The 14,415-nt window shown below is 75.3% G+C and carries 6 protein-coding genes; all 6 read left to right on the top strand.

The genetic code is table 11. From position 1 onward, the window contains the following. Positions 1-355 (top strand): acyl carrier protein (locus C1J01_RS07870; protein ID WP_220039787.1); only part of this gene is annotated, 355 nt, incomplete at its 5' end. After that, positions 352-7,035 (top strand): type I polyketide synthase, encoded by a 6,684-nt coding sequence (locus C1J01_RS07865; protein ID WP_111177565.1) that lies wholly within the window; start codon positions 352-354, stop codon positions 7,033-7,035. The genes C1J01_RS07870 and C1J01_RS07865, both read left to right, overlap by 4 nt. 32 nt (positions 7,036-7,067) lie before the next feature. Beyond that, entirely contained in the window at positions 7,068-8,594 is a 1,527-nt protein-coding gene (locus C1J01_RS07860; RefSeq protein WP_111177563.1) for an ABC transporter substrate-binding protein, read from the top strand. Continuing rightward, positions 8,594-9,547, top strand: coding sequence for an ABC transporter permease (locus C1J01_RS07855; protein WP_235854314.1), 954 nt, complete (start codon positions 8,594-8,596; stop codon positions 9,545-9,547). The genes C1J01_RS07860 and C1J01_RS07855 overlap by 1 nt, the downstream gene beginning before the upstream one ends. After that, positions 9,534-11,891 (top strand): ABC transporter ATP-binding protein/permease, encoded by a 2,358-nt coding sequence (locus tag C1J01_RS07850; RefSeq protein ID WP_235854313.1) that lies wholly within the window; start codon positions 9,534-9,536, stop codon positions 11,889-11,891. Before C1J01_RS07855 ends, C1J01_RS07850 begins: the two co-directional genes overlap by 14 nt. Further along, positions 11,881-14,391, top strand: coding sequence for a class I SAM-dependent methyltransferase (locus C1J01_RS07845; protein ID WP_181448624.1), 2,511 nt, complete (start codon positions 11,881-11,883; stop codon positions 14,389-14,391). The genes C1J01_RS07850 and C1J01_RS07845 overlap by 11 nt, the downstream gene beginning before the upstream one ends. The last annotated feature ends 24 nt before the right edge of the window (positions 14,392-14,415 follow it).

The raw sequence follows: 14,415 nt of genomic DNA, 5'->3' as shown, positions 1-14,415 counted from the left end.
GTCCGGCAGGGCGGGGGCGGTGCGGCCGGATGCGGAGGTCGAGCGGGTGGTGAGCCGGGTGCTCAGCGAGTTGCTCGACGGCATGGACGTCGATCCGACCGTGCCGTTCTTCCGGCTCGGGGCCACGTCGCTGACGCTGGTCCGCGCCCACGTGAGGCTGACCGAACTGCTCGATCCGCGGTTGACCGTCGTGGACCTGTTCAACCACCCCACGATCCGGCAGCTCGCCCTGCACATCACCGAACGCCGCGCGGAAGGCCCGCCTCCGGCGCCGGCCGGAAACGGCGACGCCACCGCGCGACGAGCCCAGGCCAGGCGCCTGGCACGGCTCAAGGCCGAGGAGAGCACCCGATGAACCCCCATGACGACCTGGTCGCGGTGACCGGCCTGGCCTGTCGTTTCCCCGGCGCGCCCGACGCCGACGCACTGTGGCGGCTGCTGGTCGAAGAGCGTGCAGGGCTCACCCGGCTCACCGACGACGAGCTCGCGGCGCGCGGGGTGCCCGGCAGGCTGCGCCGCGACCCCGCGTACGTGCCGGTGGCCGGGCTGATCGACGGCCAGGACCTGTTCGATCCCGAGCCGTTCGGTCTCACCGACGGCGAGGCCGCGCTGATGGACCCGCAGCAGCGGCTGTTCCTGGAGATCTGCTGGCGGGCGCTGGAGCAGGCCGGGCACGGCGGCGGCCGTGGCGCGGGAGCGGTGGGGGTGTTCGCCGGAGCGGCGCAGAGCGCCTACCTGGCGGCGAATCTGGCCGGACGCTGGGATCCCACCGGCGGCGGCGCCGATCCGGGCGGCAGCCTCCAGACGGCCATCGCCACGCAGACCGACTACCTGCCCGCCCAGGTGGCCTACCGGCTCGACCTGACCGGCCCGGCGATCTCGGTCAACACCGCCTGCTCGACCTCGCTGGTCGCCGTGCACGTCGCCGTGCAGTCGCTGCTGTCGGGTGAGTGCGACACGGCGCTGGCGGGAGGCGTCTCCCTCATCGTGCCGCAGGGCCGGGGATACCTGTCCACCCCCGACGGCATCTACTCCGAGGACGGCACGGTGCGCCCGTTCTCCGCCCATGGCACCGGCATCGTCTACACCCAGGGTGTCGGCGCGGTGGTGCTGCGGCGGCTGCGCGACGCGCTGGACGACGGCGACCCGGTTCTCGCGGTGGTGCACGGATCGGCCGTCAACAACGACGGAGCGGACAAGACCGGGCTGACCGCGCCGTCGGTGCGCGGGCAGGCCCGCGCCGTCGCGGAGGCGCTGGCGGTCGCCGGGGCCGATCCCCGGCAGATCGGGTACGTCGAGGCGCACGGCACCGGCACCCGGCTGGGCGACCCGATCGAGGTCGCCGCGCTGCGCCAGGTGTTCGGTGACAGCGGACCGGCCTGGTGCGGACTGGGGTCGGTCAAGAGCAATCTCGGCCACACCAACGCGGCGGCCGGGATCGCGTCGTTCATCAAGACGGTGCTGGCGATCCGGCACGGCGTGCTGCCCGCCTCGCTGCACGCCGAACCCGTCAACGAGCTGCTCGGTCTGGCGGGGTCGCCGTTCGAGGTGGTGAGCCGTACGCGCCGCTGGGACGGTCCCGAGCTGGCCGGGGTCAGCTCGTTCGGCATCGGCGGCACCAACGCCCACGTCGTCGTGGGACCCGCGCCGGAGCGGCCCGCGCCGCCCGCCGACGGCCGCCCGCACCCGGTGGTGCTGTCGGCGCACACTCCTGAGGCTCTCGACGAGACCGTGGCCGGACTGGCCCGCTGGGCCGGGAGCGCGCCCGCCGTGCCGGTGGCGGACGTGGCGTACACGCTGCAGCAGGGCCGCCGCCACCGGCGCCATCGGGTCAGTGTCGTCGCGGAGGACGGGAATCTGGCGGCGGCCCTGCGCGACGCCGCCCCGCTGGCCGCACCCGCCTCGCCCCCGAGGCTCGTGTTCGCGTTCCCCGGCGGCGGCAGCGCCCGCGCGGGCATGGGCGCCGCCCTGTACGACGCCGAGCCGGCGTTCGCCGCCTGCGTGGACGAGTGCGCCGAGCTGTTCCACCCCCATCTGGGTCGCGACATCCGCGCGGTCGTCCGTGGCGCGGAGGACGACGTCCGCGGGCCGGTGCCGGGGCTGCCCGCCCTGTTCTCGGTCTCCCTGGCCACGGCGCGGCTGCTGGAGACGTGGGGCGTGCGCCCCGACGTGGTCCTCGGGCACAGCCTGGGCGAATACACCGCGGCCGTGGTGGCCGGGGCGTTGCCGCTGCGGGACGCGGTACGGCTGGTGGCCGTCCGCTCCCTGGCGATGGCGGAGGCCGCCGGCGACGGCGCCATGCTGTCCGTGCCGCGCGGCGAGGCCGAGACGCGCGCGCTGCTGCGCGAGCATCCGGGCGTCGATCTGGCGGCGCTGAACGCTCCCGGCGCGTGCGTGGTGTCCGGCCCCGAGCCGGCCGTGGCGGCGCTGGAGAAGACGCTGACGGACGCCGGGCACGAGCCGGCCCGGCTGCGGTTCGACGGAGCGGCGCACTCGCGGCTCGTCGAGCCGGCCCTGCCCCTGCTGGAGGCCGCCGCGGCGGGGCTGGCCGCCGCGGCTCCCACGGTTCCGCTGGTCAGCACGCTGACCGGGAAGGTGGTGACCGCCGAGCTCGGCACGGCCGACCATTGGGTGCGCCAGCTTCGCGAGCCGGTGCGGTTCTCCGAGGCGCTGCGCACGGCGGTGGAGGGCACGCCGGCGGTGCTCCTCCACGTCGGGCCCGGCGGGGCGCTGGCGGCTCTGGCACGCGCCCATCGCCTGCCGGAGCTGCGGGCCGCGCTGACCACCCTGGCCACCGACCAGGACGACAGCGATCTGACGGCCCTGCGCGAGACGGCCGGCCGGCTGTGGACGCACGGCGTGGAGCCGGACTTCGCGGCGATGCATCGGCGGCGCCGGCGGATCGCGCTGCCGGGCCAGGCGTTCCGGCGGCGACGGTTGTGGATCGATCCGCCCGAGCGGCCCGCACCGTCCGTCACCGCGGCGCAGGAGCCCGACGAGGACGAGCCGCTGCAGATCCCCGTCTGGACGCAGGTCCCCCCGCTGGACCCGGCGGCCGGGCTGGCGGGCCGCTGGGCGGTGGCCGGTGACGACGAGAACGCGGTCGCCTCGGTGGTCGCGTCACTGTCGGCCGCCGGAGCCGAAGCGATCCCCGCGACCCAAGCGGACGAGCACCCCGACGCCCACTGGACGGGCGTCGTGCTCCTGGCCGGCCACTGGAACCACCCCGCCACCTTCGAGGCGGCGACGGGAGGCACAGGAGAACGCATCGGCCACGCCGACGCCAAGGCCAGAGCCGAAGACGCGAGGGTGCACACCAGCCCCGCCAACCCCGAAACCGGGACCGATGACGCGAAGGCACGTACTCGTCACTCCGACGCCGAAGCCGTGAGCGAAGGGGTGTTGGGGCATGCGCGGATCGCTGAGCGGTTCTTCAGCGGGGAGCGGTCGGCCGGGGTGCTGCTCCAGGTCACGCGGGGGGCCCAGCGGGTGAGCGGCGCCGACCGGCCCGATCCCGCCGCCGCGGCGCTGCACGCGCTGCCCAGGGTCATCGCCCAGGAGCAGCCGGGTGCGCGCTGGCGGGTGCTGGACGTGGACGAGCACACCGACCTCGGCGAGGCGGTGCCCGCCGAGCTGGCCGACCTCCTCGCCACCGAGGGCTCGGGAGCCGAGCCGGCCCTGCGGAGCGGGGAACGCTGGCTGCGGGCCATCACCCCGTGGCGGCCCGTACCCGCCCCGGACATCCCCGCCTGCGGGACGGCGCTGATCATCGGAGGGCTCGGCGACGTCGGCCTCACCACCGCCGCCCATCTGGCCCGCAAGGGCATGCGCGTGGTGGTCACCTCCCGGAGCGGACGGCCCGCCGTCGACGACGCCGATCCCGCCGCCCGGGAACGCGCCGCGTCCCTGCGCGGGCTGGCCGAGGAAGGACTGCCCCTCGACGTCCGCCGGCTGGACGCCGCCGACGCCGAGGGCACGGCCGCGCTGCTCGCGGAGCTGTCGGCCGATGGCCCGATCGACCTGGTCGTGCACGCGGCGGGCGTGGTGGCCACCGCCGACCTGCGTCCGCTGCGCGCGACCGGCCCCGGCCAGGTCACGGGGCACGTGCACGCCAAGATCGCCGGGGCGCTCGCCCTGCGTGAGGCGGTCGAACGGCTGCCGACCGAGCGCCGGCCCCGCGACGTGGTGCTGATGTCCTCGGCGGGCACCCTCGTCGGCGGCATCGGCATGGGGCCGTACTGCGCGGCCAACCGCTACCTGGACGCCCTGGCCGAGGCCGAAGCAGGGGCCGGAGCGACCCGTTGGGTCAGCGTGGTGTGGGACGCGTGGAAGGTCGGCCCCGCCGGGACCGAGCGGACGGTGCGGCTGGCGTTCGCGCTCGGGGCTCGGACCGGGATGGCGGCGCTGGACCGGATCGTGACCCGCCGCCGCACCCGGCCGCCCGTGGTCGCCGTGTCCACCACCGACCTGCGCGAACGCTCCGCCCAGGCCGCCTACACCGCGCCGCCGCGGCGGGGCGCCGATGCCGGGCAGGAGACCACGCTCACCCCCGCCGAGCGGACGGTGGCCGAGCTGTGGACGGAGCTGCTGGGCGTGCCGGTGACCTCGGCCGACGCCGACTTCTTCGCCCTCGGCGGGCACTCCCTGCTGGCCACCCGGATCCTCGCCCTGCTGCGCGAGTCGCACGGGGTGCGGCTGCGGCTGCGCGACCTGATCGCCAACCCCACGGTCGGCGCGCTCGCCAGGCTGCTGACCGTCCGCGAGCCGGTCGGACCGGCCGAGCCCGAGGTCAGGACGGCACGCGACGACGCCCCTGACGGCACGTTCCCCATGCCCGAGGTCACGACGGCACCCGACGACGCCGCTGACGGCACCTTCCCCATGACCCGCGTCCAGCACGCCTACTGGGTGGGCCGTGAAGGCGGCTACGCGCTGGGCGACATCGCCTGCCAGTTCTACCTGGAGTACGACTGTCCCGACCTGGACCTGCCCCGGTACGAGCGGGCCTGGCGGAAGGTGATCGCCAGGCATCCGATGTTGCGCACGATCGTCACCCGCCAGGGCCGTCTCAAGGTGCTCGACCACGTGCCTCCGTACCGGATCCGGGTGCACGACCTGAGCGCAGCCGGCGAGGCGGCCGCGGCCGAGCGGCTGACCCGGCTGCGTGAGCGGATCTCCCGTGATCCGGGGCCGTCCGACCGCTGGCCGCTGGTGCAGATCCAGGCCGCCCGGCTGCCGGGGGGACGGGTGCGGCTGTTCATCGGCGTGGACGTGCTGATCTGCGACGCCGGCAGCTACTGGATCATCGACCGGGAGGTCCGCCACCACTACGAGCACCCGGACACCCCGCTGCCCGAGCCGGGCATCGACTTCGCCGCCTGCGTGCGCGCGCTCGAGCAGGCCCGCGCCAGCGATGACTGGCGGCGCGCCGCCGGTTACTGGCGGGCGCGGCTGGACACGCTGCCCGGCCCTCCGCCACTGCCCGTCACCGTTCCCGAGGGTGCTCCGCGTTTCGTCCGCCGCACCGCGCGGCTGACGGCCGGGCAGTGGGAGGAGTTCAAGCGGGAGGCGGCCCGGCGCAGGCTGACCCCCGCCGCCGTCCTGCTGACCGCCTATGCGGAGACGCTGGCGGCGTGGTCGGCAAGCGAGCACTTCGCCCTCACGCTCACCCTGTTCGACCGCCCGCCGATCCACCCCGACGTCGAGAAGGTCGTCGGGGACTTCACCTCGCTGCTGCTGCACGAAGTGGACCGGCGCGAGCCCGGGACGTTCGCCGAGCAGGCGGAGCGGACGCGGCACCGGCTCTTCTCCGACCTCGACCACCGCGCCTACTCGGCGCTGGACCTCCTCGCCGAACGCGCCTCCGGGCAGGGCCGCGCCGAGTCCGTTCCCGTGGTGTTCACCAGCGCCCTCGGCCTGGAGGACCTCGTCGGCGGCCGGCCCGACCTGCAGTGGGTGGGCGAGCAGGTGCACGCCCTCAGCCAGACCCCGCAGACGTGGCTGGACCACCAGGTGCTGGTGCAGCGCGACGAGCTGCTGCTGCAGTGGGACGCCGTCGCCGGGCTGCTGCCGGACGCGGAGGTGGACGAGATGTTCGCCCGGTACGCGGCCCGGGTGCGCCGCCTGGCCGCCGAGCCATCGGCGTGGGACGAGCCCGCCACCGTGTCCGGCGGCCACGACGACATCGTGGTGCCGATGCGGGAGGGCACGGGAGAGCAGACGCTGTTCCTCATCCACCCGTCCGGCGGGGACGTGCTGTGCTACGCCGAGCTGTCGCGGCTGCTGGACGAGCGGTTCGCGATCATCGCGCTCACCGACCCCGGCCTGGCCGGCGGGTCCGCCCCGGACGACCTGCCCGGCCTGGCCCGCCGCTACCGGGAGGCGATCCGGCGGCATCGCCCGCACGGTCCCTACCTGCTCGGCGGGTGGTCGATGGGCGGCAGCCTCGGCCAGGAGGTGGCCTGCCAGCTGCACGAGGACGGCGCCGCCGTCGGGCTGCTGCTGATGTTCGACTCCAACGACCCGACCTACATCACGCCGCTGCCCGGCGACGAGATGGCCGAGGCGACCGTACGGCAGCTCGGCGCGTTCGAGGCGTACCTCGGCCTTGACCTCGGCGTCGGCACGCGGGAGGAGCGTGCGGCGCTGCTCGCGACGCCCGCGGACGAGCGGTGGGAGACGGTCGCGGCGCGGCTGCGGGCGCACCGGCTGCTGGGCCGCGGCGAGGACCCCCGGGAACGGGTCGCCGTCTTCGCCCGCCACCTGCGCGGCCTGGGCGCCCACACGCCCCGGCGGCTGAACGACGCGAACGCCACCACCGTGCTGATCCGGGCCGAGCGGCGGGCCGCGCGCAACTCCGGCGTCGGCATGGGCGTGGACGACACCCCGCCGGAGCTGCCCGACCTGGGCTGGGGCCGCCACCTGGCCGGCCCGCTGGAGATCCACGCGCTGGACACCGACCACTACGGCGTGCTGCGCCCGCCCGCCGTCGCCCGGCTCGCCGAGCTGATCAACCGGGTGCTCGCCCGGTACTGACCCGAACCGCACGAGAAACGGAAAACCCTTTGATGATCTCCCTGCCCGCACGCCTCGGCGCTCTCGCGCTCGGTCTGGCGCTGGTGACGGCCGGATGCGGCGCCGATGCCGGCGGCTCCGCCGCCCCGGCGGGTCAGACCGTCCAGACGTTGCGGTACGTCGCGGTCGGCGCTCCCGCCACCGCGATCTACGACCCGCACGGCGGAGTCGGCAACCAGTCCGACCTGACCCGCTTCGCCCTGATGTACGACGTCCTGGCGACCCTCCAGCCGGACGGCGCCCTTGAGCCGCGGCTGGCCACCTCCTTCGAGCCCGACGACCAGCTCACCACCTGGACGATCCGGTTGCGCCAGGGCGTGACGTTCACCGACGGCCGGCCCGTGCGGGCGGCGGACGTGCTGTTCTCGCTGAACCGCATCGCGGACAAGGCCGCGGAGAACTTCGGCCGGATGGCGATGTTCGACATGGACGCCTCCCGCGTGGTGGACGACCACACCCTCGAACTCGTCACCGTCAAGCCGTACGCCGAGGTGCCGCGGGCGCTGGCGTCGTTCACGTTCGTGATCCCCGAGGGCACCACCGCCTTCGACCGCCCGGTCGTCGGCTCGGGCCCGTACCGGATGACCGGCGGGAACGCGCAGCGCGCCGTGCTCGAACGCAACGAGCGGTGGTGGGGCGAACGGCCGCCGACGCCGCGGATCGAGCTCATGGCCGTGCCCGATCCGCAGGCCCGCGCCCAGGCGGTGATCTCCGGTCAGGCCGACGTGGCGAGCAGCGTCAGCCCGGCCACCGTCCAGCAGGTCTCGGGCAACCCTGGGCTGAAGGTAGTGCATCGTCCCGCCGTCACCATGTACCCGTTCGTGATGCGGCTGGACCGGGAGCCGTTCGACGATCCCCGTGTGCGGGAGGCGATCAAGCTCGCCACCGACCGCCAGGAACTGCTGGACAAGGTGTTCCTCGGTTACGGGAAACTCGGCAACGACCTGCTGACCCCGGCCGACCCCTCCAGCCCGGCCGGCGTGCCGCAGCGGACGAGGGACGTCGCCCGCGCCAAGGAGCTGCTCGCGCAGGCCGGGCACGCCGACGGGCTCACCCTGGAGCTGGCCACCACCACCTCCTACCCGGGGATGGACACCGCCGCCACCCTGTTCGCCCGGCAACTCGGCGAGGCCGGCATCACCGTGCGGGTGACCACGGCGCCGCCGGACACCTACTGGACGAAGGTGTTCGCGCAGAGCGACTTCTACACCGGCTTCTTCGGCGGCATCCCGTTCACCGACGTCGCCCGCGTCTCCCTGCTCAGCGACTCCCCCACCAACGAGACCGCCTGGCACCGCAAGGACTGGGACGCCGCCTACGACGAGGCGATGGCGACCGAGGACGAGGCGCGGCGGCGGGAGGCGCTCGGGAAGCTCCAGCGCGAACTGCGCGACGAGGGCGGGTACGTGGTGTGGGGCGTCGGCGACGGCCTCGACCTCGCCTCGTCGCGCGTCTCCGGCCTGCCTGACGGACCCGGGTTCGACCTGGCCTTCATCGAGCAGGTCCGGCTGGACGGGTGATGACACGTGTCGTCGGCATGGCGCTCGTGCGGGCGCTGGTCCTGCTCGTCGCGGTGTCGGTGCTGGTGTTCTGCGCGACGGAGCTGCTGCCCTCGGACGCGGCGCAGAGCCGTACCGGAGGGCGGGCCGGCGCCGAGCAGCTCGAACGGCTGCGGGCCGAGCTCGGGCTGGACGTTCCCGCCTGGCAGCGCCATCTGTCCTGGCTGGCGGGGCTGTGCCGCGGTGAGGCGGGCACCTCGCTCGTCACCGACCGGCCGGTCGTCCAGATCGTCGCCGAACGGTTGCCCGCCACGCTCACCCTGGCGGGCTGTGCGCTGGCGGTGGCCGTGCCGCTGACGCTGCTGCTGGCCTGGCTGGTCGGCACGGCCGCGCCGCGATGGCGCGGGCCGCTGTCCACCGTGGTGACGGGGGTGGCGGCGGTCCCGCAGGTGGTGTTCGCGACCGGTCTGATCGTCGTGTTCGCCGTGGTGCTGGGCTGGTTGCCGCCGGTGTCGTTGCTGCCCGCCGCGGGCGCGCCGCTGTTCGATCTGGAGCTGCTGACGCTCCCGGCGCTCTCGCTCGCGGTGCCGGCCGCCGCGTTCGGCGCGGGGCTGCTCGGCGGGGCGGTCGCCGACACCGTGCGGCGGCCGCACGTACGGGACGCGGTGGCGCGCGGGCTGCCGCGCCACCGGGTGGCCCTGCGGCACGTGGCGCCCTTCCTGCTGGCTCCCGCCGTCCGGGTGCTGGCCCTGACGGCGAGCGCCCTGGTCGCGGCGACCGCGGTGATCGAGATGATGTTCGGCTACGCGGGCCTGGGAGAGCTGCTGGTCAGCTCGATCGGCACCCGTGACACCCCCGTGGTGCAGGCCGTGGCGATGCTCGCCGCCGTGGTCGTGCTGGCCGGGTCGGCGGTCGCGGACGTGCTCGGGGCGTGGACCGATCCGGAGCGGGGAGGCGTCCGTGCGCCGGCGTGACCGGGCGGCCGCGGGGCTGGCCGCGGTGACCGTGCTGGCGGCGGTGTGCGGCGGTGCGCTCGCGCCGCACGATCCGGCCGCGTCGATCGGCATGCCGTGGGCGCCGCCCGGCGCCGCGTGGCCGCTCGGCACCGATGTGGCCGGGCGGGACGTGCTGTCGCGGGTGCTGGCGGGTGGCCGCGACCTCACGCTGACGGCGCTGGCCGACCTGCTCCTCGCCGCGCCGTTCATGCTGACCGCGCTGGTGCTCGCCGTCGCCCTGCCGCCGCCGGCCGCCGTGGTCGCGGGCACGGTGTGCGGCGGAGCACCGCTGGGCCTGCGGATGGTGCGCGACCTGGTACGGCAGGCCCGTCACACCGGCTACGTGGAAGCGGCCCGCTGCCGGGGTGAGACGGCCGTCTCGATCGTCGGACGGGAGATCCTGCCGTCGGTGGCGGGCCTGGCCTCGGCCGACGTGGTGCTCCGTTTCGTCCTGGCGTTGCAGCTGGCCGCCGCCTTCGGCATGCTCGGCCTGGGCCCGCAGCCTCCGGCACCCGACTGGGGATCGATGCTGCGGGAGAACCTCGCGGGCGCGGTCCTCAATCCCGCGGCCCTGCTGGCTCCGGCCGTCGCGCTCACCGTACTCGCCCTGGCGTCCCTGCTGCTGTCGGCCGCCCTCGACACCTCGCCGGGCGCGCGCATCGCGCCACGGGCAGGACGCAACGTGCCGTCCGGCGTACGCTTCCCGCCCCGGGCAGCGCACGACGTGCCGTCCGGCGCGGGCATCCCGCCCCGGGCGGGTCGCGGCGCCGTGCAGACCGCTGGTGACGCCGTGCTGGAGGTCGCGGGGCTCACCGTCGCGGACGGCCACGGGCGGCCGATCGTCACGGAGGGCGCCCTGCGCGCCGGCCCTGGAGAGGTCGTCGCGATCACGGGCCCGTCCGGCAGTGGGAAGACCACGCTCGTCCGGGCCGCGCTCGACGTCCTCGGACCCGGGCTGCGCAGGACGGACGGCGTCGTCACCTGGCGCGGGAGCCCGGTGCGCCCCGGGCGGGACGCGCGACGGTGGCGCAGGGCGCACGTCGGCCTGCTCGACCAGGACCCGGTCGGCTCCCTTAACCCGCTGCTCGGCGTGGGTGCCCTGGTCGGTGAGGGCCGTCCTCGCCGGCCGGCCGAGGTGCGGGCCATGCTGACGGCGCTCGGCCTGGACGCCGACGCGCTGTGGCAGCGCCGGCCCCACCGGCTGTCCGGTGGCCAGGCTCAGCGGGTGGCGCTCGCCCGCGCCCTGCTCGGCGAACCGGGCCTGCTGGTACTGGACGAGCCCACCAGCGGGCTCGATCCCGCCGCCCTCGACTTGGTCGTCCAGGCCATCGGACGCCGCCGCGGCGACGGCCGGTCGGTGACCCTCGTGATCTCCCACGACGCGGACTTCGTGTCCCGCCTCGCCGACCGCGTCCTGGCCATCGGCGCGCCCGACACCACCAGCCCTGCCCCGGCTCCCTCACCCATCGGCGTTCCGGACACCACGGGCCTCGACCCGGCTCGCTCGATCGTCGGGGGTCCCGACACCACGGAGCTCGACCCGGCTCTCTCGGCCATCGTCGCGCCGGATGTCGCGGCCTCCGGCTCTCCTGGCCTGACCGCGCGACCCGGTCGCGGTGAGCAGCCGCTGCTCCGGGTACGGGGGATGCGGCTGGCGCGAGGCGGTGAGACGTTGCTGGACGACGCCGGGCTGACCCTGTGGCCGGGCGAGCTGGTGGCGGTCCTCGGGCCGTCCGGCGCCGGGAAGAGCACCCTGCTGCGGGCGCTGGCCGGCCTGCTGCCTCCCGAGGCGGGCGACCTGTGGTCGGGCGGGCTGCCCCTCGCCTGGCCGTTGGACCGGCGGCCCCGTGCGGCGCTGCGGGCCGTGCAGCTCGTCGGCCAGGATCCGGCCGGGGCGCTCAATCCCGCCCACCGCGTGGCGACGGCGCTCGCCCGGCCGGCGCGTGTCCTTCGCGGGCTCCCCCGAGCCCAGGCGTACGCCGAGGTGCCGCGGCTGCTCCGGCAGGTCGGGCTGGACCCCGCCCTGGCCGCCCGCAGGCCCGGAGAACTGTCCGGCGGGCAGCGACAGCGCGTGGCGCTCGCCCGCGCACTCGCCGCCGGCCCCGCCGTGCTGCTCGCCGACGAGATCACCTCGGCGCTGGACGACGTCACCGCCGCCAGGCTGCTGCGCCTGCTGGAACGCCTGCGCGCCGACGGCCTGGCCGTGTTGCTGGTCACGCATGACCGCGAGGTCGCGGCCCGCGCCGACCGCGTGCTGTACCTGGCGGACCACCGGCTGTCCCCTGAAGCCATCGGAACGGAGACCCACACCCGTGCACCCTGATCCGGAATCCCCGCTCGTCGAAGCGGCCATGACCCTGCTGGCCCACCCCTGGATCGGCGATGCCCGGCCGGGCCCCGACGGTCGCCTGTACGTCCGCCCCGACCGCTCCGCCCTGGCCGTCCGGCCCGTCGGCGGCCTGGTCGCCGAGTACCTGGAGCACTGGGGCGAGGTCTACGACTGGACCTACACCCAGGACGACGCCCGGCACGCCCCCGACCTGGACCTGTCCGGCTGGCGCGCGTCCGACACGGGCCGCCCGCTGCCGATCGCGCACATGCGCGAGTGGATCGATCACACCGTCGATCTGGTGCTCGCCACCGGTCCGCGCTGGATCCTGGAACTCGGCTGCGGCACCGGGCTGCTGATGCACCGCCTGCTCGATCACGTCGACGGCTACGTGGGCACCGACGTATCGGCCGCCGCCGTCGCCGCTCTCCGTGCCCGCGATCTTCCCAGGAGCGCGATCACGCAAGCGGCCGCCCACGAGGCGAACGCCCCCGCGGTCCGTGCCGCGATCGAGGAGACCGGCGCGCCCGACGGCCGCCCCGACTGCGTGCTGCTGAACTCCGTCACCCAGTGTTTCCCCGGAGTGGACTACCTGAAGGCCGTGCTGGCCGACGCGATCGGGCTGGTCGCACCGGGCGGCTCGGTGGTCGTCGGCGACGTCCGCGACGCCAGGCTGCTGAACGCCTACGCCTTGTGGGTGGAACGGGCCGCCGACCCCTCGGCCGACGACGCCGAGCTCGCGCGGCGGGCCGCGGACCGCGCCGCCCGCGACGAGGAGCTGCTGTTCGACCCGCCGCTGCTGGCGCGGCTGGCGGCGGAGCTCTCCCGGGAGAGCGGGCGGACGGTCCGGCTGAGCGTGCATCCCAAGACCATGACGGACGACACCGAGCTCACCCGTTACCGCTTCGACGCGGTGCTGCGCGTGGACGCCGGCCCGCCGCCCGCGCTCACAAGGGTCGCCTGGACGTCGCTTCCCGGTGACGACCGCCTCGGCGCGCTGAAGGCGTTGCTGTCCGGGGAGCCGGTGCACGTCCACGGCATTCCCAACGCCGTGCTGGCGCCCGATCGCGAGGGGGCGGTGGCGCCGTCCCGCCTGCGTGCGGCCGCCGGGCCCGGGGCCGCGGTGGTGGCCGATCCCCGCGACCCTGCGATGCTGGGCGTGGTGGGCCCGGCGGGCGCGGCGGCCGAACCGGTGGAGGGCATCACCGGCGGTACGGCGCACGACCCCTTCGCCGCGTTCACCCGCCGCAGGCTCCAGGAGATCTCCCGCGCCGTCCTGCGCCGGTCGCCGCTTCCCCACCGCGACATCCCCATCGTGGTCGAACCACCCGGCGCCGACCCCGACCCCGACGACGCCGACGAGGCCACGGACGTACAGCGACGCGCCGCCGAGCGGGCGGCCGAGGCGGTCGCGGACGCGGACGCCGCGCGGTTGCCGGGGTTCCTGGAGCGGCTGGACGAGGCGGCGTTGCTCGCGATGGCGTGCACGTTGCGCCCCACCGGGGTGACCAGGGGCGGCGCCACGGCCGACGAGATAGCGGACACGCTGAAGGCGGCCGAGCGGCACCGGTGGATCCTGCGCCGCTGGCTCGCAACGCTCGCGAGACAAGGGTGGCTGGCCCGTGACGCGGAGGGCCGCTTCCACGGGTTGCGCAAGGTGCGCAGGGACGAGGTCGTCGCGGCCGGGCCGGGCTTGGAGGCCGGCGGGGCCGCGATCGGCTATCCGGCGGAGACGACCCGGTTCCTGCTGGCGGCCATGAACCGGCTGCCCGAACTGCTGCGCGACGAGGTGCCGGTGCAGGCGCTGCTGTTCGCCGGCGACGACATGGGCACGGCCGATGGCGCGTACCGGGAGAACACCGTCAACCGCTACCTCAACGCCGCCGTCGGCGAGACGTTGCGCTGGGCGGCCGGACGCGCGGCGGGACCGCTGCGGGTGCTGGAGCTGGGCGCGGGGGTCGGCGGCACGACCGTGGACGCGCTACGGGCCCTGACCGGCCAGGACGTCGAGTACCTGTTCACCGACGTGTCACGATATTTCCTGACATTGGGTCGTGAGCGCTTCGGTGACCGGCCCGGGGTGCGTTTCGCTCTCTTCGACATCAACGCCGACCCGGCCGACCAGGACGTGCCGCCGGGCTCGCAGGACGTGCTGCTGTCGGCGAACGTGCTGCACAACGCCCGCCACGCGCGGGACGTGGTCGCCGGGCTCGGCCGGTTGCTGGCGCCGGGCGGCCTGTTCGTCTTCGTGGAGACCTGCCGGGAGATGTCCGCCATCCTGACCTCGATGCAGTTCCTCATGTCCCCGCGGACCGGCGAGCCGCGGCTCGATCCCGATGATCCGCGTAACGGCGACGACCGGGTGTTCCTCACCCGGGAGGAATGGCTGGACGTGCTGAGCGGCGCGGGCCTGCACCCGATGTTCACGCTGCCGGGCGACGATCATCCGCTCGCCGCCACCGGGCTGCACCTGTTCGTCGCCCGCAAGGACTGAGCCGGGGGCCGGAGCCGCGGGCTC

This window comes from Nonomuraea aridisoli (assembly GCF_003236395.1).
In the GTDB taxonomy this organism is placed as follows: domain Bacteria; phylum Actinomycetota; class Actinomycetes; order Streptosporangiales; family Streptosporangiaceae; genus Nonomuraea; species Nonomuraea aridisoli.
The sequence above is the reverse complement of the archived record's forward strand: the minus strand, read 5'-3'. Positions and strand labels throughout refer to the sequence as shown.